17 protein-coding genes are annotated in these 21,223 nt (G+C 61.3%); 12 read left to right on the top strand and 5 right to left on the bottom strand.

Annotation, left to right across the window (positions count from 1 at the left end; genetic code table 11):
- Positions 1–717: MFS transporter (locus VFE81_RS02460; protein WP_325043069.1), on the top strand; the 717-nt coding region annotated here is incomplete at its 5' end.
- Positions 718–793: 76 nt separating this feature from the next.
- Here the strand turns inward: VFE81_RS02460 and betA are convergent.
- From betA to betI, 3 genes are read right to left on the bottom strand one after another with little or no spacing between them, the layout of a single operon-like run.
- Entirely contained in the window at positions 794–2,479 is a 1,686-nt protein-coding gene (gene betA, locus VFE81_RS02455) for a choline dehydrogenase (RefSeq protein ID WP_325043068.1), read from the bottom strand.
- Between the two features lie 12 nt (positions 2,480–2,491).
- Positions 2,492–3,961, bottom strand: a complete 1,470-nt coding sequence (gene betB / locus VFE81_RS02450) for a betaine-aldehyde dehydrogenase (RefSeq protein ID WP_325043067.1) — start codon at positions 3,959–3,961, stop codon at positions 2,492–2,494.
- Positions 3,962–3,991: 30 nt separating this feature from the next.
- A complete protein-coding gene (gene betI, locus VFE81_RS02445) occupies positions 3,992–4,579 on the bottom strand; it encodes a transcriptional regulator BetI (protein WP_325043066.1) in 588 nt (195 codons plus the stop codon).
- A 252-nt stretch (positions 4,580–4,831) separates the two neighbouring features.
- Here betI and fdhA point away from each other — a divergent pair, with 252 nt between their 5' ends.
- Entirely contained in the window at positions 4,832–6,031 is a 1,200-nt protein-coding gene (fdhA, locus tag VFE81_RS02440) for a formaldehyde dehydrogenase, glutathione-independent (protein WP_325043065.1), read from the top strand.
- A 141-nt stretch (positions 6,032–6,172) separates the two neighbouring features.
- Here the strand turns inward: fdhA and VFE81_RS02435 are convergent, their stop codons facing one another.
- Positions 6,173–7,168: a GlxA family transcriptional regulator gene (locus tag VFE81_RS02435; protein ID WP_325043064.1), complete on the bottom strand. Its 996-nt coding sequence runs from the start codon at positions 7,166–7,168 to the stop codon at positions 6,173–6,175.
- A gap of 444 nt (positions 7,169–7,612) precedes the next feature.
- Here VFE81_RS02435 and VFE81_RS02430 point away from each other — a divergent pair, with 444 nt between their 5' ends.
- From VFE81_RS02430 to VFE81_RS02385, 10 genes are all read left to right on the top strand, one after another.
- Complete coding sequence (locus VFE81_RS02430; RefSeq protein ID WP_325043063.1) at positions 7,613–8,887, top strand: serine hydroxymethyltransferase; 1,275 nt, start codon at positions 7,613–7,615, stop codon at positions 8,885–8,887.
- A gap of 18 nt (positions 8,888–8,905) precedes the next feature.
- Positions 8,906–9,877: a dipeptidase gene (locus tag VFE81_RS02425; protein WP_325043062.1), complete on the top strand. Its 972-nt coding sequence runs from the start codon at positions 8,906–8,908 to the stop codon at positions 9,875–9,877.
- A 43-nt stretch (positions 9,878–9,920) separates the two neighbouring features.
- Positions 9,921–10,457 (top strand): DUF5943 domain-containing protein, encoded by a 537-nt coding sequence (locus VFE81_RS02420; RefSeq protein ID WP_325043061.1) that lies wholly within the window; start codon positions 9,921–9,923, stop codon positions 10,455–10,457.
- Positions 10,458–10,494: 37 nt separating this feature from the next.
- Positions 10,495–12,558 (top strand): NADH:flavin oxidoreductase, encoded by a 2,064-nt coding sequence (locus VFE81_RS02415; RefSeq protein WP_325043060.1) that lies wholly within the window; start codon positions 10,495–10,497, stop codon positions 12,556–12,558.
- 2 nt (positions 12,559–12,560) lie between these two features.
- Positions 12,561–14,474, top strand: a complete 1,914-nt coding sequence (locus VFE81_RS02410; protein ID WP_325043059.1) for a (Fe-S)-binding protein — start codon at positions 12,561–12,563, stop codon at positions 14,472–14,474.
- A 4-nt stretch (positions 14,475–14,478) separates the two neighbouring features.
- Positions 14,479–15,657 carry an electron transfer flavoprotein subunit alpha/FixB family protein gene (locus VFE81_RS02405; RefSeq protein ID WP_325043058.1) on the top strand — a complete coding sequence of 393 codons (1,179 nt, stop codon included), beginning with the start codon at positions 14,479–14,481 and terminating at the stop codon, positions 15,655–15,657.
- Positions 15,654–16,430 carry an electron transfer flavoprotein subunit beta/FixA family protein gene (locus tag VFE81_RS02400; RefSeq protein ID WP_325043057.1) on the top strand — a complete coding sequence of 259 codons (777 nt, stop codon included), beginning with the start codon at positions 15,654–15,656 and terminating at the stop codon, positions 16,428–16,430. The genes VFE81_RS02405 and VFE81_RS02400 overlap by 4 nt, the downstream gene beginning before the upstream one ends.
- A 73-nt stretch (positions 16,431–16,503) precedes the next feature.
- A complete protein-coding gene (locus tag VFE81_RS02395; RefSeq protein ID WP_325043056.1) occupies positions 16,504–17,814 on the top strand; it encodes an aromatic ring-hydroxylating dioxygenase subunit alpha in 1,311 nt (436 codons plus the stop codon).
- A 33-nt stretch (positions 17,815–17,847) separates the two neighbouring features.
- Positions 17,848–19,107 (top strand): hybrid-cluster NAD(P)-dependent oxidoreductase, encoded by a 1,260-nt coding sequence (locus VFE81_RS02390; protein WP_325043070.1) that lies wholly within the window; start codon positions 17,848–17,850, stop codon positions 19,105–19,107.
- A gap of 135 nt (positions 19,108–19,242) precedes the next feature.
- Positions 19,243–20,100: a glycine betaine ABC transporter substrate-binding protein gene (locus tag VFE81_RS02385; protein ID WP_325043055.1), complete on the top strand. Its 858-nt coding sequence runs from the start codon at positions 19,243–19,245 to the stop codon at positions 20,098–20,100.
- A gap of 85 nt (positions 20,101–20,185) precedes the next feature.
- Here VFE81_RS02385 and purU read toward each other — a convergent pair whose 3' ends face one another.
- The gene (gene purU, locus VFE81_RS02380) at positions 20,186–21,061 is read right to left on the bottom strand and encodes a formyltetrahydrofolate deformylase (protein ID WP_325043054.1); all 876 of its coding nucleotides are present in this window, start codon (positions 21,059–21,061) and stop codon (positions 20,186–20,188) included.
- Between the last annotated feature and the right edge of the window lie 162 nt (positions 21,062–21,223).

The raw sequence follows: 21,223 nt of genomic DNA, 5'->3' as shown, positions 1-21,223 counted from the left end.
CAGTTGCGCGCGCCGGTGATGTTGCATGAACTGCCGGCGGCGAAGGGCACGAGTGCGTTCCGCGAGATATGGAGCACGGCCTACCGGCGCCGCACGATTATGGTGTGGACGCTGTGGTTCTTTGCATTACTCGGATTTTATGGGCTGACGTCGTGGCTCGGCGCATTGATGCAACAAGCGGGCTTTGCGGTGACGAAGTCGGTGCTGTACACGGTGCTGATTTCGCTCGGCGGGATTCCTGGCTTTATCTGCGCAGCGTGGCTCGTCGAACGATGGGGACGCAAGCCGACCTGTATCGCGTCGCTGGCCGGCAGCGCGGTGATGGCCTATGTCTACGGACAAACCGCGCTGCACGCGCAAGCGCCGACGCTGTTGATCTGCGCTGGGCTCGCCATGCAGTTCTTTCTGTTTGCGATGTGGGCGGTGCTTTACACGTATACGCCTGAGCTTTACGGCACTGGCGCGCGGGCAACCGGGTCGGGGTTTGCGTCAGCGATCGGCCGCGTGGGTTCGTTGATCGGTCCTTATGTGGTGGGTGTCGTGCTGCCGGTGTTCGGCCAGGGTGGCGTGTTTTCGCTCGGTGCGATGTGTTTTGTGATCGCGGCTGCGGCTGTATGGATCATGGGGATCGAAACGCGTGGGCTGGCGCTGGAGACCTTGGTGTCTGAGGCTGTTGAGGCGGACGCGCATGGGGCGTTGAGTCCTGCACGGGAGTGAACAAAACAATAAGGCCGCGAAAACATTCGCGGCCTTATTGCTGACACCCCGGTTTGACAGTTTGCGCCGACGCAGATTAAGCCGGCGCCACTTCACGCTTCCTTGACGGCACGCCGTTCGCCACAAAGTAAGGCGTCTCCACCCGCGCCAGCGCTTCGCGCCCACGAATCCGATCTGCGATCTTCTCCGCAAGCATGATCGTCGGCGCGTTCAGATTGCCTGTTGTGATCAGCGGCATGATCGATGCGTCGACGACGCGCAATGCTTCCATGCCATGCACGCGCCCCTCGTTGTCGACGACAGCCATATCGTCATAGCCCATCTTGCACGAGCACGACGGATGAAACGCCGTCTCCGCACGCATGCGCACGAAAGTGTCGAGTTGTTCATCCGTGATTAGCTCCGCGCCCGGATTCAGCTCGCGACCGCGATAACGATCGAGCGCCGGCTGGCGCATGATCTCGCGTGTAATGCGGATACCGTCGCGGAATTCGCGCCAGTCGAGCGGGTCGGCCATGTAGTTGAACAGGATGCTCGGATGCGCGCCAGGGTCGCGCGACGTGAGCTTCACACGGCCACGGCTCGGTGAACGCATCGAACCGACGTGCGCCTGGAAGCCGTGCATCTTGATCGCGTTAGACCCGTTGTAGTTGATCGCGACGGGCAGGAAGTGGTACTGGATGTTGGGCCACAAATCTTCGTCGCGCGTACGGATGAAGCCGCCCGCTTCGAACTGATTGCTTGCACCAATGCCTGTGCCATTAAGCATCCATTCAAGTCCGATGGCAGGTTGATTCCACCATTGCAGCGCCGGATACAGTGAGACCGGCTCCTTGCATTCGTACTGGATATACATCTCCAGATGGTCCTGCAGGTTTTCGCCGACGCCCGGCAGATCGTGCACGAGCGGTACATGGAGTTCACGCAGCCACGTCGAACGGCCAACGCCTGAGCGTTGCAGCAATTGCGGCGAGGCAATCGCGCCGCTGCACACCAGCACTTCACGGCGCGCATGTGCAGTCACTGCGCTGCCATGATGCAGATACGCTACGCCAATTGCGCGCTTGCCCGAGAACAGCACGCGATCGGTCACGGCATGCGTCACGATGGTCAGATTCGCGCGCGTCTTCGCGCGATCCAGATAGCCTCGTGCGGTGCTGGCGCGTCGGCCGTTCGCCGTGACCGTGCGATCCATCGGACCAAAGCCTTCCTGTTGATAGCCGTTCAGATCGTCGGTGCGCGGGAAGCCTGCCTGGACGCCGGCCTCGACCATGGCGGCGAACAAGGGATTGTTGCCAGGCTTGCTGGTCGTCACATGCACCGGTCCGTCGCCACCGTGATACGCGTTCGCACCCACATCGCGCGTTTCAGCTTTGCGGAAATACGGCAGGCAATCCAGATAGGTCCAGTTTTCTAGTCCCTGACGCGTTGCCCAGCCGTCGTAATCGAGCGCATTGCCACGGATGTAGCACATGCCATTGATCAGCGACGAACCGCCGAGCCCCTTGCCGCGCCCACATTCCATGCGCCGGTTGTTCATATGCGGTTCGGGGTCCGTTTCGTACGCCCAGTTATAGCGGCGTCCTTGCAACGGATAGGCGAGTGCCGCCGGCATCTGCGTGCGGAAGTCGAAACGGTAGTCAGGGCCGCCTGCTTCGAGAAGCAGCACAGTCACGTCCGCGTCTTCGGTCAGGCGCGAGGCGAGCACGTTACCCGCGGAACCCGCGCCGACGATGATGTAGTCGTATTCGTTCGAAGCCATCGCCACCCCTCCTTAGAACACCGGTTGATACGGGCCGAGCTCGACCTGCACGGATTTGATGCGCGTGTAGTGTTCGAGCGTGGTGATGCCGTTCTCACGGCCGACGCCCGATTGCTTGTAGCCGCCCACCGGCATTTCCGCGGGCGACTCGCCCCAGGTGTTGATCCAGCAGATACCCGCTTCGAGTCGATGAATCACGCGATGTGCACGCGCCAGATTCTCGGTCACAACGCCCGCAGCAAGACCGTAAGCGGTGTTGTTCGCACGCGAGATCGCTTCGTCCTCGTCGTCGAACACGAGGATGCTCATCACGGGGCCGAAGATTTCTTCGCGCACGATACGCATGTCGTCATTGCAGCCGGTGAAAACCGTCGGCTCGACGTATTGGCCGTTGCCGAAGTGGCCTTCCTTCAGTCGTTTGCCGCCGGCAATCAGCTTCGCGCCTTCCTGTACGCCGCTTTCGATGTAGCCGAGCACTTTCTGCAATTGCGCGGCGCTGACCAATGGGCCGAAGTTGGTGTCGGCGTCAGTTGGCGCGCCGACGCGAATCCGCTTGACACGTTCCAGCACCAACGCTTCGAACCGTTCCAGCACGCTACGCTGCACGAATACGCGCGTGCCGTTGGTGCAGACCTGACCGGAGCTGAAGAAGTTGGCGCTCATCGCGATGTCGGCGGCGCGTTCGAGATTGGCATCGTCGAAGACGAGCAGGGGGGATTTGCCACCTAGCTCCATCGTCACTTCTTTCAGCGACGATGCGCCTGCGAGCGACATCACCTTCTTGCCCGTTTCCACGCCACCCGTGAACGAAATCTTCTCGATGTCCGGATGCGCAGCAAGCATTGCACCGACGCGTCCGTCGCCTTGCACGACATTGAACACGCCGGCCGGCACACCGGCTTCGGTATAAATCTCAGCGAGTTTCAAAGCGGACAGCGGCGTGATTTCGCTCGGCTTGAAGATCATCGCATTGCCGGCCGCGAGTGCAGGGGCCGACTTCCAGCACGCAATCTGAATCGGGTAATTCCAGGCGCCGATACCTGCGCACACGCCCAGCGGTTCACGCCGCGTATACACAAACGACGATGGCCGCAACGGAATCTGCTGCCCTTCGATAGTGGTGGCGAGCCCCGCGTAGTATTCGATCACGTCCGCGCCGGTGACGATATCGACCGCCCGGGTCTCCGCAATCGGCTTACCGGTGTCGCGCGTTTCGAGCGCGGCGAGTTCGTCGTTGCGTTCCCGCAAGATATCAACGGCGCGGCGCAGGATGCGTGAGCGCTGCATCGCCGTGAGCGCGGCCCACTCGCGTTGACCGTCGCGTGCGGATTGCACTGCGTGATCGACGTCGGCCGCCGAGGCCTGCTGCACCGTCGCGAGTGTTTCGCCGGTAGCGGGGTCGAGCGTGTCGAAAGTTTCGCCACTGGTCGCGTCGACGTAGGCGCCGCCTAGATAGAGACGTTGCGTTGCGAATACCGCCATGACTTGCTCCTTTCTAAAAATGTCGCCGGTCTAGTTGCGTGCTTCCAGGACCAGATCGATGTATTCGTTCGCCACGCGTAGTGCGGCCTTCGTATCGAAGGGCTCACCGGACAACGCGCCGCGCAACCACAGTCCGTCGATCAGCGCCGCGAGACCGCCAGCCGCACGGCGCGCCGCCGGACGCGGCAGCGCTTTCGAAAAATCCGCGCACAGATTCGAGTTCAAGCGGCGCGTGTTCACGTACTGAAGCCGTCGCAATTGCGGCTTGTGCATGCTCTCGGACCAGAACGCGAGCCACGTTTTCATCACCGGGCCGCTGGTCTGCTCGGCGTCGAAATTCGCCGCGACGACTGCACGGAGTTTCGAGCGCGGATCCGCCTTCGCCGCACGGCGCCTGCGCGACGTGGCTTGCCACAGATCGCGCAGTACGTGGCGCATGGTGGCTTCGAGCAAACCGTCCTTGTCGCCGAAATAGTGACTGACGATGCCGGTGGAAATGCTCGCGCGCTGCGCGACTGACGCGAGCGTGGCGCCGGCGAGACCGGCCTGGTCGATGGTCAGCAACGTGGCGTCGATCAACTGTGCGCGGCGGATTTCGCGCATTCCAAGTTTGGGCATGGTGCTAGGGGCGGCAGGCGCAGGCAGGTCGCCCAAGTGTTCGATGGGTTATGTTAGTTTTTTTATATTGAACGGTCAATCAATAAAAACCGGGTTGCATCAGCGTCCACATGGGTTGCGCCTTGCGTGTCGGTTCCGGCCAAACCGGTGTCGTGTTCGGTACATGTCCTTTGTTTCAACGGGCGCTACGCTCGTTGAACGGTGCGTCACGTAGAGTAAGGCGCGCCGCTCACGAGACATGGAGACAGACAAATGAGCAGCAATCGCGGCGTCGTGTATCTAGGGCAGGGCAAGGTGGAAGTGCAGTCGATCGACTATCCGAAGATGGTCGATCCGCGTGGCCGGTCGATCGGCCACGGCGTAATCCTGAAGGTAATAAGCACGAATATTTGCGGCTCCGATCAGCACATGGTGCGTGGCCGCACGACCGCCGAAGTCGGCCTCGTGCTCGGCCACGAGATCACCGGCGAGGTGGTCGAAATAGGGCGTGATGTTGAAACGCTCAAGATCGGCGACCTGGTGTCAGTGCCGTTCAATGTGGCCTGCGGACGTTGCCCGACCTGCAAGGCGCAGCACACCGGCGTGTGCCTGAACGTGAATCCGTCGCGCGCCGGTGGCGCTTATGGCTATGTCGACATGGGCGGCTGGATCGGCGGCCAGGCCGAGTACGTACTGGTGCCGTACGCCGACTTCAATCTGCTGAAATTCCCTGACCACGCTCAGGCGATGTCGAAAATCCGCGACCTCACATGTTTGTCCGACATTCTGCCAACCGGCTATCACGGTGCTGTGATGGCCGGCGTGAAGCCCGGCGCCACGGTCTATATTGCAGGCGCAGGGCCGGTGGGGATGGCAGCGGCAGCTTCGGCACGCTTGCTGGGTGCGGCCTGCACAATCGTCGGCGATATGAACGAGGAGCGTCTTGCGCATGCTCGCAAGGTGGGGTTCCAGACCATCGACCTGTCGAAAGACGCCACGCTCGGCGAGCAGATCGAACAGATTCTCGGCAAGCCCGAAGTGGACTGCGCGGTGGATTGTGTCGGCTTCGAGGCGCACGGCCACGGCAGCAGCGGCTCGCATGAGGAAGCGCCGGCCACGGTGCTCAATTCGCTGATGGAAATCACCCGGGCCGCAGGCGCGATCGGTATTCCAGGCCTGTACGTGACGGACGATCCGGGCGCCACCGATGCCGCCGCCCGCAAAGGCAGCCTGAGCATCCGCTTCGGTCTCGGCTGGGCGAAGTCACACTCGTTCCATACCGGGCAAACGCCGGTGATGAAGTACAACCACAATCTGATGCAGGCGATCCTGTGGGACCGGTTGCCGATCGCGGACATCGTGAACGTGACCGTGGTATCGCTTGACCAGGCGCCGGATGGCTACCGGCAGTTCGATGGCGGTGCGCCGAAGAAGTTTGTGATCGACCCGCACGGGCTGTTGAAAGCAGCTTGAGGCACGCTGGAGCCGCGTTCGCGGTTCTGTCGGAGACGGTCACGCAAGCCTGAACAGCGTGGCCAAAACAAACGCGTTGAGCGGTTTCCCGTTCAACGCGTTATGTTTTCAGGCGATAAAGTTGCCGCTGAGGCGAGCGGATCAAGCCGCCATAACGGGCACAGCGGCCAGTGAAGGCGCCTGCTTGCGCCGTTCGCGCGTCGGCGCGGTGCCGAATGCGTCGCGATAGCTCTTCGAGAAGTGGCAAGCCGACTGGAAGCCGCAAGCCATCGTGATATGCATGATCGACATGTCGGTCTGCAGCAGCAATTCACGCGCACGCCGCAAGCGCAGCGTCAGATAGTAATGCGTCGGTGTCATGCCCAGATGCTCGCGGAACAGGCGCTGCAACTGCCGCTGCGACATTCCGGCGAGCCGCGCGAGTTCTTCGCGTGAAAGCGGCTCTTCGATGTTGTTCTCCATTAGCGAGATCACTTCGAAGAGCGACTTGTTGGCCGAACCGAGCCGCGCTACCAGCGGCATTTTCTGTTGTGCGCTCGTATCGCGCACATGTTCGACGATGAACTGCTCCGCGATTTGCGTGACCCTCGCCGTGCCGACACGCGGCGCGATCAGGTTGAGCATCATGTCGAGCGGCGCGACGCCGCCCGTGCACGTGACGCGATCGCGATCGATCACGAACAGTTCTTTCAGAAAGCGCGTGTCGGGAAACTCTTCTTTGAGCGCCGACATGTTCTCCCAGTGAATCGCGCACGCGTAACCGGCCAGCAAGCCGGCGCGCGCCAGCGCATAGGTGCCGGTGCACAGGCTGCCGAGCACGCTGCCCGTGCGGGCGAAACGGCGCAGGGCGGAAAGATGGGCGGGGGTCGTGGCGCGCTGCACATCGATACCGCCGACCACGAACACGATATCCGGCTGACCGACGCATTCAACTGGGCCGGTGTCGACCGAGAGGCCGTTGCTCGCCGTCACCGGGCCGCCTTCGGGGCTCACGATCGACCAGCGGTAAAGCGTTTGTCCTGTCAGGTAGTTCGCCATGCGGAGAACTTCGATCGCGTTGCTGAACGCAATCATCGTGAAGTTCGGAACCGGCATGAATGCGAAATGCGACAGCGACGCCGTGCGATCGGTGGACATGGGAGGAATGATTCCTTCGAATCTGTAATGTCACGTCGCCGTGGGGAGCGGCAACTCCTGCAATTTTGAGGACTAGCGCAACTACCATGCCATCAGGCTAAACCCTCGGTTACGCGTTAATAAAGTTGGATAGCTAAACAAACGGCACCAGAACGGCGCCACCAGCGTTCGTACACGCACCCAAACTGCGCACAACGATCAGCTGCAGTGCGGCAAAAGCGCGAACACGCGGACGACCGTTCGAAATTCGCCCTCACCGACTTGTCGAAAAAGGACGCGGATGGCGGAAAAGGCAAAGAACACGTCTGAATTCGTAAATTGACGCGCGAGGTGAACGTCAAGAATAGACGCAATGCAGACCGGTAGCGGCAGGGCTTTACAGCCCGCTTCAAAGCCCGCTTCACAGCAGCTTCCGGGCCCCCGCCAACCACCCACGGACCTTCCATGTCGAACCCGAATCCTTTCTTCGAAGAATCGCTCGCCACACGTGATGCGGCGGTGCGCAGCGCCGTTTTGAAAGAACTTGAACGCCAGCAGTCGCAAGTCGAATTGATCGCGTCGGAAAACATCGTGTCGCGCGCGGTGCTCGAAGCGCAAGGCTCGGTGCTGACCAACAAGTACGCGGAAGGGTATCCGGGCAAGCGCTATTACGGCGGCTGCGAATACGTCGACGTGATCGAAACGTTGGCGCTCGATCGCATCAAGCAGCTCTTCAACGCGAAATTTGCCAACGTGCAGCCGCATTCCGGCGCGCAAGCCAACGGCGCGGTGATGCTCGCATTGGTGAAGCCGGGCGACACGGTGCTCGGCATGTCGCTCGACGCGGGTGGCCACCTGACCCACGGCGCCAAGCCGGCGATGTCGGGCAAGTGGTTCAACGCGGTGCAATACGGCGTCAATCGCGACACGATGCTGATCGATTACGAGCAGATCGAGGAACTCGCGCAGCAACACAAACCGGCACTGCTGATCGCCGGCTTCTCGGCTTATCCGCGTGCGCTGGATTTCGCACGGTTGCGCAAGATCGCCGACGGCGTAGGCGCGAAGCTGATGGTGGACATGGCGCACATCGCCGGCGTGATCGCGGCGGGGCGTCACCAGAATCCGGTCGAGCATGCGCATGTTGTTACGTCGACCACGCACAAGACTTTGCGTGGCCCGCGCGGCGGCTTTGTTCTGACGAATGACGAGGACATTGCCAGGAAAATCAACTCCGCGGTATTCCCGGGTTTGCAGGGCGGCCCGCTGATGCATGTAATTGCCGGCAAGGCGGTGGCATTCGGCGAGGCATTGCAACCGGGTTTCAAAACCTACATCGACAACGTGCTGGCCAACGCGCAGGCGCTGGGCGAAGTGTTGAAGGCGGGTGGCGTCGATCTGGTGACGGGCGGCACGGACAACCATCTGCTGCTGGTCGATCTCCGGCCCAAGAGTCTCAAAGGCAATCAGGTCGAGCAGGCGCTGGAACGCGCCGGCATCACCTGCAACAAGAACGGCATTCCTTTCGACACCGAGAAGCCGACGGTCACCTCCGGCGTTCGCCTCGGCACACCGGCGGGTACGACGCGCGGCTTCGGCGTGAGTGAGTTCCGCGAAGTCGGGCGGCTGATCGTCGAAGTGCTCGACGCGCTGCGCGTTTCCCCCGAAGGCCATGCCGCAACCGAACAACGCGTGCGCCGCGAGATTTTCGCGCTGTGCGAACGTTTTCCCATCTACTAAGCACGCCTGGAGCAAACGATGAGCACTCTGCACGACAACAGCATCATCATCGACGGTCTGAACATCTCGAAGTTCGAGCGCTCGGTGTTCGAAGACATGCGCCGTGGCGGCGTGACCGCGGTGAACTGCACGGTGTCGGTCTGGGAAAGCTTCCAGAAGACTGTCGACAACATCGCGGAAATGAAGCAGCAGATCCGCGAATACGGCGAGATCCTGACGCTCGTGCGGACCACCGACGACATCTTCCGCGCGAAGAAAGAGAACAAGACCGGCATCATTTTCGGCTTCCAGAACGCGCATGCGTTTGAAGACAACCTCGGTTATATCGAGGCCTTCAAAGACCTCGGCGTGAACGTGGTCCAGCTTTGCTACAACACGCAGAACCTGGTCGGCACGGGCTGCTATGAGCGCGACGGCGGTCTGTCGGGCTATGGCCGTGAAGTGATTCAGGAGATGAACCGCGTCGGCATCATGGTCGACCTCTCGCATGTGGGTGGCAAGACATCATCCGAAGCGATCGCGGCGTCGAACAAGCCGGTGTGCTACTCGCATTGCTGCCCGTCGGGGCTGAAAGAGCATCCGCGCAACAAGAGCGATGAGCAACTGAAAGAGATCGCGGACGCGGGCGGTTTCGTCGGTGTGACGATGTTCGCGCCGTTCCTGAAGCGCGGCCCGGACGCGACAGTCGAAGACTATATCGAAGCCATCGAATACGTGGTGAACCTGATCGGTGAAGACCAGGTGGGTATCGGCACGGACTTCACGCAAGGGTACAGCACTGAGTTCTTCGACTGGATCACGCACGACAAGGGCCGTTATCGCCAACTGACGAACTTCGGCAAGGTGGTGAATCCGGAAGGCATTCGCACGATCGGCGAGTTTCCGAACCTGACGGCCGCGATGGAACGCGCCGGCTGGAGCGAAACGCGCATCAAGAAGATCATGGGTGAAAACTGGATACGCGTGTTCGACGAAGTGTGGAAGGTCTGATTTTCCATTCACCGAAACTGAACCTATAAAAACGGAGTCCCACATGCAACCCCAACTGCCTATCGACGTCGACCCGAATACCGGCGTCTGGACTACCGACGCGCTGCCGATGCTCTACGTGCCGCGTCACTTCTTCACGAACAATCACACTGCCGTCGAAGAAGCGCTCGGCCTCGACACGTATGCCGAGATTCTCTACAAGGCCGGCTACAAGTCCGCGTACTTCTGGTGCGACAAGGAAGCGAAACAGCACGGCATTGCCGGCATGGCAGTGTTCGAGCACTACCTGAACCGCCTGTCGCAACGTGGCTGGGGCCTCTTCACGATCACGGAAGCCGATCCGTCGAGCTCCCATGCTCGCATTGAATTGCACCACTCGTCGTTCGTGCTCGCGCAGCCGGGGAAGGTTGGCAAGCTTTGCTACATGTTCGCCGGCTGGTTCGCGGGCGCGATGGACTGGGTCAACGACACCGCGCCGGATGGACAGCGCAAGGGTCCGCCGTCCCATTCGAAAGAAGCACGATGCGCGGCTGAAGGCCACGATCATTGCGTGTTCGAAGTGTCGCCACTCGCGTCGTAAAAACGCACCAAGCCTATTCATTCCGAGGTCGATCGCGATGCGTTACCCGAACCTTTTCAAGCCTCTCACGCTGAACAAACTGACTTTGCGCAACCGCATTGTCAGTACCGCGCATGCGGAGGTGTATGCGGAACCGGGTGGTCTGCCCGGCGACCGTTATATCCGTTACTACGAAGAGAAGGCCAAGGGCGGCGTCGGCCTCGCCGTGTGCGGCGGCTCGAGCCCGGTGTCGATCGACAGTCCGCAAGGCTGGTGGAAGTCGGTCAATCTCTCGACCGACAAGATCATCGACCCGCTCGCACGGCTCGCCGAAGCGATGCACCAGCACGGCGCGAAGATCATGATTCAGGCCACGCACATGGGCCGCCGTTCGGCGTTTCATGGCGAGCACTGGCCGCATCTGATGTCGCCGTCGGGTGTGCGTGAACCGGTGCACCGCGGCAATGCGAAGATCATCGAAGTAGAAGAGATTCGTCGCATCATTTCGGACTTTGCAGCGGCTGCGAAGCGCGTGAAGGATGCCGGGATGGACGGCATCGAAATTTCGGCGGCGCACCAGCATCTGATCGATCAATTCTGGAGCCCGCGCACGAATTTCCGTACCGACGAATGGGGCGGTTCGCTCGAAAATCGCCTGCGTTTCGGCACGGAAGTCCTGAACGCAGTGCGCGAAGCGGTGGGCGCGGATTTCTGCGTCGGCCTGCGTATGTGCGGTGACGAATTCCATGAAGACGGTCTCGATCACGAGCAGTTGAAAGAGATCGCTCAGGCAATGAGCGAATCCGGCCTGATCGATTACCTCGGCGTGATCGGTTCCGGCGCGGATACACACAACACGCTGGCGAACTGCATGCCGCCGATGGCGCTGCCGCCCGAACCGTTCGTGCATCTCGCGGCGGGCATCAAGTCGGTGGTGAAACTGCCCGTGATGCATGCGCAAAGTATCCGCGATGCGGGGCAGGCGGAGCGCTTGCTCGCGAGCGGCATGGTCGATCTGGTCGGCATGACGCGCGCGCAGATCGCCGATCCGCATATGGTCATCAAGATCCGCGACGGCCGCGAAGACGAGATCAAGCAATGCGTGGGTGCGAACTATTGCATCGACCGTCAGTACAACGGGCTGGACGTGCTGTGCGTGCAGAACGCCGCGACCTCGCGCGAAGAAACCATGCCGCACGTGATCGCGAAGACGCGTGGGCCGAAGCGCAAGGTGGTCGTGGTCGGCGCAGGTCCTGCTGGACTGGAAGTGGCGCGCGTGGCGAAGTCGCGCGGTCATGATGTGGTGCTGTTCGAGAAGAACGACACCGTCGGCGGTCAGATCATGCTGGCCGCGAAAGCGCCGCAGCGCGAGCAGATGGCGGGCATCGTGCGCTGGTTCGATATGGAGACAAAGCGTCTTGGCGTCGATCGACGTCTCGGTGTCGCTGCCGACGAAAAAACCATCATGGCCGAGAAGCCAGACATCGTCGTGCTGGCCACGGGCGGTTCGTCGTTCACATCGCAAGTCGCGGCGTGGGGCGTCGAAGAAGGGCTCGCGGTCAGTTCATGGGATGTGTTGTCGGGCAAGGTCGAACCTGGCAAGAACGTGCTGGTTTATGACGGCGTTAGCACGCATGCCGGCGCGGGCGTCGCCGATTTCATGTCGAGCCGCGGTTCGAACGTCGAGATCGTGACGCCTGACGTGAAGGTTGCCGACGACGTCGGCGGAACCACGTTCCCGATCTTCTATCGCCGTCTCTATGCGCAAGGCGTGATTCACACACCGAACTATTGGCTCGACAAGGTCTACGAGGAAGACGGCAAGAAGATCGCCGTGATCCGTAACGAGTACACCGAAGAGCAGGAAGAGCGTGCGGTCGATCAGGTGGTGATCGAAAACGGCAGCACGCCGAACGACGAACTCTACTGGAAGCTCAAGCCCGAGTCGGTGAATCGCGGCCAGGTGGACGTGCATAAGCTGTTTGCTTCCGAGCCGCAACCGTCGCTCAGCGAAGAACTCGGCAACGGTCGCTTCCTGCTGTTCCGCGTCGGCGACTGCATTTCCATGCACAACATTCACGGCGCGATTTACGACGCGCTGCGCCTTTGCAAGGATTTCTGACGATGAGCCCCGTGTTTGTCATCACCGTCCTGCTGTGGTTGTCGGTGGCGGGTCTTGCGTTCGCGCTCGCCAAACGCGCTGCGTACTGGCGCGAAGGCCGTGCCACGGCGGCAGGCGCGTACGGCTGGACCAATCTGCTGTCGATTCCCAAGCGCTATTTCGTCGACCTGCACCACGTGGTTGCGCGTGACCCGTACATCGCGAAGACGCACGTGGCGACAGCGGGCGGGGCGATCCTCGCTATGGCGCTGGTGTTCGTCAACTACGGCCTCGCCATCTATTCACCGTGGCTCGACAAGCTGATCTTTCTGGCGGCGCTGGTAATGCTGGTCGGCGCGGTGTTCGTCTGGCGTCGGCGGCATGGTGCGAAGGCCGTGCCGGCGCGACTCTCGCGTGGGCCTTGGGATCATCTGCCGCTACTGCTCGGTTCGTTCGCGCTCGGTTTGGCGCTGTTCATCGCGCTGCCGGCTGCGGCGATGTCCGGTGCGCTGGCGATTATCGTCGCGTTGCTGATCGCAGTGGGCGCGTTCACGATGACGTTCGGCGCGGCACGCGGCGGTCCGATGAAGCATGCGCTCGCCGGTTTGCTGCACCTTGCGTTTCATCCGCGGCAGGAGCGCTTTGCCGAGCACAACGACAATGAAGTCGTGCCGCCGACCGCGCTGAGGGCGCCGCTGCTCGACGCGAAGGAATACGGCGTCGGCAAGCCAGTGGAGTTTCGCTGGAACCAGTTGCTGAGCTTCGACGCCTGCGTGCAGTGCGGCAAGTGCGAGGCGGCGTGCCCCGCGTTTGCTGCCGGTCAGCCACTCAATCCGAAGAAGCTGATTCAAGATCTTGTCACGGGCATGGTGGGGGGCACGGACGAGGCTTATGCCGGCAGCCCGACGCCTGGCATTCCGGTCGGCAAGCATGGTGGCGCACCGGACAAGCCACTCGTGTCGAGCCTGATCGAAGCGGACACGCTGTGGTCATGCACCACCTGCCGCGCGTGTGTGCAGGAATGCCCGATGTTGATCGAACACGTCGACGCGATTGTGGATATGCGTCGCAACCAGACGTTGGTCGAAGGCACGGTACCCGGCAAAGGCCCGATCACGCTCGCCAATCTGCGTGAGACCGGCAGTTCGAACGGTTACGACATCGGTGCGCGTTACGACTGGGCCGTCGATTTGCAGGTTCAGGTCGCGCAACCGGGGCGTCCGGTGGACGTGTTGTTGATCGCCGGCGAAGGCGCGTTCGACATGCGCTATCAGCGCACGTTGCGTGCGCTAATCAAGGTCCTGAATCGGGCAGGGATCGACTACGCGGTGCTCGGCGGCGTCGAAACCGATACCGGCGACACGGCACGGCGTCTCGGCGACGAAGCGACCTTCCAGCAACTCGCACAACAACTGATCGGCACGCTGTCGCAGTACTCGTTCGGCAAGATCGTGACCGCCGATCCGCATGTGCTGCACAGCCTGCGCAACGAATATCGCGCACTCGGCGGTTTCTACGAGGTGCAGCATCACACGGCGCTGATCGAGGAACTGGTATCGAGCGGCAAGCTGTCGCCGAAGGCGGTCGCCGCATTCGCGGATCGCAAGATCACGTATCACGATCCGTGCTATCTGGGCCGCTATAACGGTGAGACGGAAGCGCCGCGCCGTTTGCTGAAATCCATCGGCATCAAGGTGGTCGAGATGGAACGCAACGGGTTGCGTGGACGTTGCTGCGGCGGTGGCGGCGGTGCACCGCTGACCGATATTCCCGGCAAGCGGCGCATTCCGGATATCCGCATCGACGACGCCCGCGCGATCAGCGCGGAAATCGTCGCGGTGGGCTGCCCGAATTGCACGGCGATGCTTGAAGGCGTGGTCGGCCCGCGTCCGGAAGTACTGGACGTCGCCGAACTGGTTGCAGCGGCGCTGGAGTAACGCCATGAACAATCTCAAACGAATCGATCCGCGCCGGCCGTTCACGATCACGGTTGACGGGCTCAAGCGCATCACGCTCGGTATGACGAGTGTGGCCGGCACGTTGGATTTCGCGGCGCATGGCTCAACAGGATCGGCGCATCGCGAGCACGTGAAACCGCGCCGCACGACGGCGACACCGCAGCGCGTGCTGCTGGTGGCCGCCCACGCGGACCGCGGCGCGCTGGACGATCATGCGTGCCAGGCCCTGGCCGCCGCTGCGCTAATCGCGGACGCGACAACCGAAGTTGTGCTGCTCGTATTCGGCGAGTTTACCGGCGACGCCGCTGCGCTTGGCGCCGACAAGCTGATCGAGTTGCCGATGTTCGACCGCCGCGTTTTCGCGCCCCTGGACGAATTGAACGCGCTGGCTGCGTGCGTCGCGGCCTATGCGCCGACGCACATTTTCCTGCCCGACAACGCTACCGGCGACGGCGACCTTGGCCGCCGTTATGCGGCAGCCGCGAACGCCAGCGTCGCGACGCACGTCGTCGAGATCGACGCGGCCCATGTCGCTGTTTATATCCAGACGAATACGGCATTCGCCGCGCGCGCACTGCCTGAAGTCGTTTTGCTTGCACCGAATGCGGTCGATCCGAAGTTGCCGTTTGTCGGTGCAGGTGAGCGCGTGGTGTGGCGTTTCGATGGCGAGCCGGCTTCGTCCAAAGGCATCGTATGTGATCTTGGTATCGAGGAAATCGACGCCGCCCAACTCGCGCTTGAAGAAGCGGATTTCATCGTCTCGGCGGGCAATGGCGTGAGCGACGTCCCTGCGTTCGAGCGTCTTGCGGCCACGTTAGGTGCCGCGATCGGCGCAAGCCGCGTCGCCGTGGACGACGGCAAATTCACCCGCGACAAGCAGATTGGCGCCACCGGCAAGACTGTCGAGGCGAGCGTTTATATCGCGTTCGGGATTTCCGGCGCGGTTCAGCATCTGCAGGGCATCAAGGATTGCCGGCACGTGATCGCCGTGAATCTCGACGCCAGCGCGCCGATTGCCAAACGCGCGAACCTGACGGTCATTGCCGACGCGGAGGAAACGATCGCGGCGCTGAACGAAGCCGCGGCAGCCGCGCGCGCGGCTCGCGGCACCGGTGCTGCGTTATTGAATTCGACGGCAGTTGTGGAAGGAGCGCTTGCATGAAAATCGCCGTACTGGTTTCCGTGGGGCGGCACCCGGTGAGCGGCACGGCGCGTTACAGCCGTAACGACGCCGCCGCGCTGACAATCGCGCTCTCGCTCGCCAAAACGCATGCCGCGACGCTCGACGTATTGCACGCGGGCGATCCGTCGAATCCGGCCCTGAAGGAATATCTCGCGCTCGGTGCGCGCGCTGTCGAAGTGCTGGAAGTGTCTGCAACGTTTGAATTGCAAGGCGATGCGATAGCGCCACTCGCCACCCGTCTGCGTGGTTACGACCTTGTATTGACCGGCACCCGCGCAGAAGGCGCATTCGATAGCGGCATGCTGCCGTATCGCGTCGCCAATGCGCTGGACATGCCGCTGGTCGCCGCAGCAGTCGATCTGACGCTTCGCGACGGCTGCGCCGAAGTCCGGCAATTCATGCCGAAGGGCTTGCGCCGCGGCGTCGAAGTGCAGTTACCGGCTTTGATCGCCGTGCATCCGATGGCCAATACGGCCCCGAGCTACGCCTATGCAAGGCTGCGCGAAGGCACGATCCGCCCGGTCGCGACGCAAACACCTGGCAACCCCGACGATCTCGCCTGGACGACCCGTCCCGCGACCGCCAAACCGGTGCGCCTCGCCGCCGCTGAAAAGCGCTCCGGCCATGCCCGCATGCTCTCGGCGACGACGACCGAAAGCCGCGGCGGCAGCGTCGTAATTGAAGGGAGTTCCGTCGAAAAAGCACAAGTGATACTCGCGTATTTGCGCGAGCATCAACTCGTGGATTACTGATTTCCGGTTCGGGCCAGCATGCGACCAGGAGGGCCTGGCGCAGCGCCAGACGTGACATGCAACGGAGCACACAATGAAAGTTTCCGCAGACGTTCGCGCAATGATCGAACGCCGCAAAAAGAATCACACGCTGGAAGCGCCGTTCTATACGGGCGAAAGTATTTTCGCGCTCGACATGGAGGTGATTTTCCGCAAGCACTGGATTCAGGTCGCGGTGGAACCGGATGTGCCGGAACCGGGTGACTACATCACCGTGGAAATCGGTAACGATTCGATCCTGATCGTGCGCGACGACGACATGCAGGTGCGGGCGTTCCATAACGTTTGCCGCCATCGTGGCGCACGTTTGTGCAATACGGACAAGGGTTCGCTCGGCAATATCGTGTGCCCGTATCACAGCTGGACCTACAACCTGAACGGCGATCTGATGTTCGCCGAGCATATGGGCGAACAGTTCGACCGCTGCAAGCACAGCCTGAAATCGGTGCACCTCGAGAATCTCGCCGGGCTGATCTTCATCTGTCTCGCAGACGAACCGCCAGCCGACTTCGCCGTGATGCGCGCCGCGATGGAACCGTATCTGTTACCGCACGATCTCGCCGGCTGCAAGGTCGCGGCCTCAATCGATATCATCGAAGAGGGCAACTGGAAGCTCACGATGGAGAACAATCGCGAGTGCTACCACTGCGTCGCGAACCATCCCGAGCTGACCATTTCGCTTTACGAATACGGCTTTGGCTATCAACGCACGCCCGCCAACGAGGAAGGCATGGCCGCGTTCGAAGAGACCGTGGCGCGCCGTACCGCGCAATGGGAGGCGATGAAACTGCCGTCGGCGGAAATCGACCGTCTGGCCGATCTGGTCACGGGTTTTCGCACACAACGCCTGCCGCTCGATCGCGACGGCGAATCGCAGACCATGGACGCGAAAGTGGCCTCGAAGAAACTGCTCGGCGGTTTCGCGCAGGCCGATCTCGGTGGCCTTTCGTTCTGGACTCAGCCGAATTCGTGGCATCACTTTATGAGCGACCATATCGTCAGCTTTTCCGTGATCCCGTTGTCGGCGGGAAAAACGCTGGTCCGCACCAAGTGGCTCGTCCACAAGGATGCACGCGAAGGCATCGATTACGACGTGAACAATCTCACGGCCGTGTGGCGCGCGACCAATGACCAGGACCGTACGCTTGTGGAGTACTCGCAACGCGGCGCGACTAGCAGCGCTTACGAGCCGGGCCCGTATTCGCCGTTCACCGAAGGTCTGGTCGAGAAGTTCTGCGAGTGGTACATCGGCCGTATTGCGGAGTACAGCAATGCGCCCCAAACCCATGATGCCGGCGATGCGCCGGTTTCGCACGGCGAAAAAGTCGTGTCTTTCATGCGCTGAGCGCGACACCGCAACCAGGAGCGGGAGAAAATGATGATGCGCGATCAGGCGATGTTTCAGCTAAGCCCCGAGCCGGCTCCAAACCCCGGGACTTCAGGCGGCGAGACCTCAAACCGTGTCACCCAGCCCCGATTCTGGGAGGCGTTGCCGGCGCGCTGGAATAGCGATACCGACGAAACACTGGTGTGTTGCCAGGTTCGTCAGGAAACCCATGACGTCAAGAGCTTTTTCTTTCGCGCGCCTTCCGGGCGGGCGTTCGTGTTCGAGCCGGGGCAGTTCATCACGCTGGAGTTGGAGATCGACGGCGAGGCGGTGAATCGTTGCTATACGATCTCTTCGCCACCCACGCGTCCGCACACTATCTCCATCACCGTGAAGCGTGTGCCGGGCGGCACGGTGTCGAACTGGCTGCATGACAATCTGCACGCGGGTACGCAGGTTCGTGTGCTGGGGCCGGCGGGCGAGTTCACCTGTGCGCGGCATCCGGCGCGCAAGTTTCTGTTCTTGTCGGCAGGTTCGGGCGTTACGCCGTTGATGTCGATGAGCCGCGCGCACCATGAGCTTGGCGAAGACAGCGATATCGTGTTCGTGCACAGCGCCCGCACGCCGGACGACATCATCTTCGCGCGCGAGCTCGATCTGATTGCATCGAATCAGGCCAATTTTCGCACCGCCTTCGTCTGCGAACGGCTTGGTGCGCGGACCAATTGGCCCGGCGTCACCGGCTTTCTGACCTTGCCGTTGCTTAAACTCATCGCGCCGGATTTTCTCGATCGCGAGATTTTCACCTGCGGTCCTGCACCCTATATGCAGGCAGTCCGCAATTTGCTGGATGAGGGCGGCTTCGATCGCGGCCATTATCACGAGGAAAGCTTCTCGTTCGAGACGATCGGCGAAGTGGCCGCGCAATTGACGGCCGCGCATGTCGCGGATGCGTTGCAGGCGCCGACAGCCGCCGCGGAGAGCTTTGCCGAAGCGCGAGAGCAGGCAACTGGCTTCACCCCCGCGCAGGTCCCGTTCGAGACGGAAACAAAGTTCAAAGTGAGCTTCGCCAAAAGCAATCGGGAGATTGAATGCGGCAGCGGCCAGCATGTACTCGACGCAGCAAAGAAAGCCGGCGTGCGGCTCGCGGCTTCGTGCACGCAAGGCATGTGCGGCACCTGCAAGGTGAAGCTGGTGTCCGGTGCAGTCGCCATGAAACACGCTGGCGGAATTCGTCAGCGCGAAATCGATCAGGGCATGGTGCTGCTGTGCTGCAGCAAGCCGTTGAGCGATCTCGTGGTCGATAAGTAAGACAAGAGCGGACCCGGACTCGCGGTCGAAGTCGCCTGCGGACAACTGGATGTCGGAAAACAACGCTACCTGGCAATTCTGGCTGGCGATTCTAAATGCTCAATGGGTAGTTGAACGGCGAACGGGAGAACGGCGATGAGACTGGTAAAAAAGATACTGATATTGAGTGCGATGAGCGCGGCGCTGGCGGCAAGCAGCGTGGGTGTGTCGGCCGATACCAAGCCGACGATCAAGATTGGTTACGTGGAAGGCTGGGACGACAGCGTCGCAACGTCGAACGTCGCCGCACGTGTGATCGAAAAACGCCTCGGCTATCAGGTGCAACTCGTGCCGGTCGCGGCGGGTGTGATGTGGCAAGGCGTGGCGCGTGGCGACCTCGACGCAACGCTATCCGCGTGGTTGCCGGTCACGCATGGCGCGTACTGGAACAATTTCAAGGACAAGGTTGTCGACCTTGGCCCGAACTTCAATGATGCGAAGATCGGTTTGATCGTGCCGGATAATGCGGACGTGAAGAGCGTCGGCGATCTGCAAGCGAAGAAGGCGGAGTTCGGCTCACGCATTGTCGGCATCGACGCTGGCGCGGGCGTGATGGAGAAAACCAGCGAAGCGATCAAGGCATACGGGCTCGACTATCAACTGATGCCGAGTTCGGGCAGCGCGATGACGGCGGAACTGGCGCGCTCCGAAGCGGCAAGCAAGCCAATCATCGTAACGGGCTGGAAGCCGCACTGGATGTTCGCGAAGTACAAGCTCAAATTCCTCGACGATCCGAAGAAAGTATTCGGCGAAGCGGAGCACGTGGATAGCGTCGTGAATCCTGAGCTGGAGAAGAAGGCGCCGCCGGTGGTTGCGTTCCTCAAGAAATTCCAATGGAAGCCGGGCGAGATCGACAGCGTGATGCTTGCGACGCAAAACGGCGAGAAACCGACGGCGGCCGCCGATGCGTGGATCAGTGCGCATGGGGACCGTGTGGATAGCTGGGTGAAGTGACTTCGGGCTTCACGTGAAAGCGTTGCCGCTCCTTTTGAGCGGCAACTTGCAAAAAAAACGCCGCTATTTTTCCAGCGGCGTTTTTTTATTGCAGCACGACAGTCCGATCGCCGTTGATGAATACCCGGCGCTCTATAAACGCTTTCACAGCCCGCGCAAGCGTGATGCATTCGACGTCGCGTCCCGTCGCAAGCAACCGCTCGGGGCTGTATGAGTGATCGACGCGCTCCACGACCTGCTCGATGATCGGACCTTCGTCGAGATCGTCGGTGACGAAGTGCGCGGTTGCGCCGATCAGTTTCACGCCGCGCGTATGCGCCTGGTGATAAGGCTTGGCGCCTTTGAAGCCGGGCAGAAACGAATGGTGAATATTGATCGCGCGGGCCGCGAGCGCACGGCTCGTTTCGCCGGAAAGAATCTGCATGTAGCGTGCAAGGATCATCAACTCAGCGCCGGATGTTTCGAACAGGTCGAGCAAACGTGCCTCCTGTTGCGGTTTGGTATCGGCGGTGATTGGTAGATGATGGAACGGCAAACCGTGCTGTTGTGCGAGCGGTTCGAAATCGCGATGATTCGAGCCGATGCCCACGATATCCATCTTCAACTCACCCATGCGCCAGCGGAACAGCAGATCGGCGAGACAGTGTTCGAGTTTCGACACCATGATCAGCACCTTAGGCCGCATGCCGACGTCATGCATGGCCCATGTCATCCGAAAGCGCTCGGCGATCGATTCGAACTCGCGTTTCAGTGCCGCGATATGCAGGGTTTCGTTGGTATCGACCCCATGAAACACGCAACGCACGAAGAAACGCTCGCTGAGGTCGTCGTCGAAAACGGTCAGCTCGTCGATATAGCAATGGTGCCGGTCGAGAAAGCCGACGACGGCGGCAACCTGGCCCGCGGCGCTCGGACACGCGACAGTGAGAACCAGTTGATCGGGACGGGAATCGGCAGACATGCACTCTCCACTTGAAGCAATAGGGCAACGCCGCGGGACGCGGCATGCATCATCGCAGTAGAGCAAATCAACAGTGTGCGGGGATAGAAGCTAAACGCCGTCGCAATGGAATGGGAGCGTCAGGCGAAGCTGAGCCGGTGCGACGGAACGCAAGGGCAGGGC

It is taken from the genome of Paraburkholderia sp., assembly GCF_035656215.1.
Classification (GTDB): Bacteria; Pseudomonadota; Gammaproteobacteria; order Burkholderiales; family Burkholderiaceae; genus Paraburkholderia.
The sequence above is the reverse complement of the archived record's forward strand: the minus strand, read 5'-3'. Positions and strand labels throughout refer to the sequence as shown.

Bases quoted from the DNA above. Each gene is read 5' to 3' on its own strand.
- VFE81_RS02395 (WP_325043056.1), top strand. From the start codon at position 16,504: ATGAAAGTTTCCGCAGACGTTCGCGCAATGATCGAACGCCGCAAAAAG.
- betI (WP_325043066.1), bottom strand. From the start codon at position 4,579: ATGCCCAAACTTGGAATGCGCGAAATCCGCCGCGCACAGTTGATCGAC.
- VFE81_RS02415 (WP_325043060.1), top strand. From the start codon at position 10,495: ATGCGTTACCCGAACCTTTTCAAGCCTCTCACGCTGAACAAACTGACT.
- VFE81_RS02420 (WP_325043061.1), top strand. From the start codon at position 9,921: ATGCAACCCCAACTGCCTATCGACGTCGACCCGAATACCGGCGTCTGG.
- VFE81_RS02425 (WP_325043062.1), top strand. From the start codon at position 8,906: ATGAGCACTCTGCACGACAACAGCATCATCATCGACGGTCTGAACATC.
- betB (WP_325043067.1), bottom strand. From the start codon at position 3,961: ATGGCGGTATTCGCAACGCAACGTCTCTATCTAGGCGGCGCCTACGTC.
- betA (WP_325043068.1), bottom strand. From the start codon at position 2,479: ATGGCTTCGAACGAATACGACTACATCATCGTCGGCGCGGGTTCCGCG.
- VFE81_RS02435 (WP_325043064.1), bottom strand. From the start codon at position 7,168: ATGTCCACCGATCGCACGGCGTCGCTGTCGCATTTCGCATTCATGCCG.
- VFE81_RS02430 (WP_325043063.1), top strand. From the start codon at position 7,613: ATGTCGAACCCGAATCCTTTCTTCGAAGAATCGCTCGCCACACGTGAT.
- purU (WP_325043054.1), bottom strand. From the start codon at position 21,061: ATGTCTGCCGATTCCCGTCCCGATCAACTGGTTCTCACTGTCGCGTGT.
- VFE81_RS02390 (WP_325043070.1), top strand. From the start codon at position 17,848: ATGATGCGCGATCAGGCGATGTTTCAGCTAAGCCCCGAGCCGGCTCCA.
- VFE81_RS02410 (WP_325043059.1), top strand. From the start codon at position 12,561: ATGAGCCCCGTGTTTGTCATCACCGTCCTGCTGTGGTTGTCGGTGGCG.
- VFE81_RS02385 (WP_325043055.1), top strand. From the start codon at position 19,243: ATGAGACTGGTAAAAAAGATACTGATATTGAGTGCGATGAGCGCGGCG.
- VFE81_RS02405 (WP_325043058.1), top strand. From the start codon at position 14,479: ATGAACAATCTCAAACGAATCGATCCGCGCCGGCCGTTCACGATCACG.
- fdhA (WP_325043065.1), top strand. From the start codon at position 4,832: ATGAGCAGCAATCGCGGCGTCGTGTATCTAGGGCAGGGCAAGGTGGAA.
- VFE81_RS02400 (WP_325043057.1), top strand. From the start codon at position 15,654: ATGAAAATCGCCGTACTGGTTTCCGTGGGGCGGCACCCGGTGAGCGGC.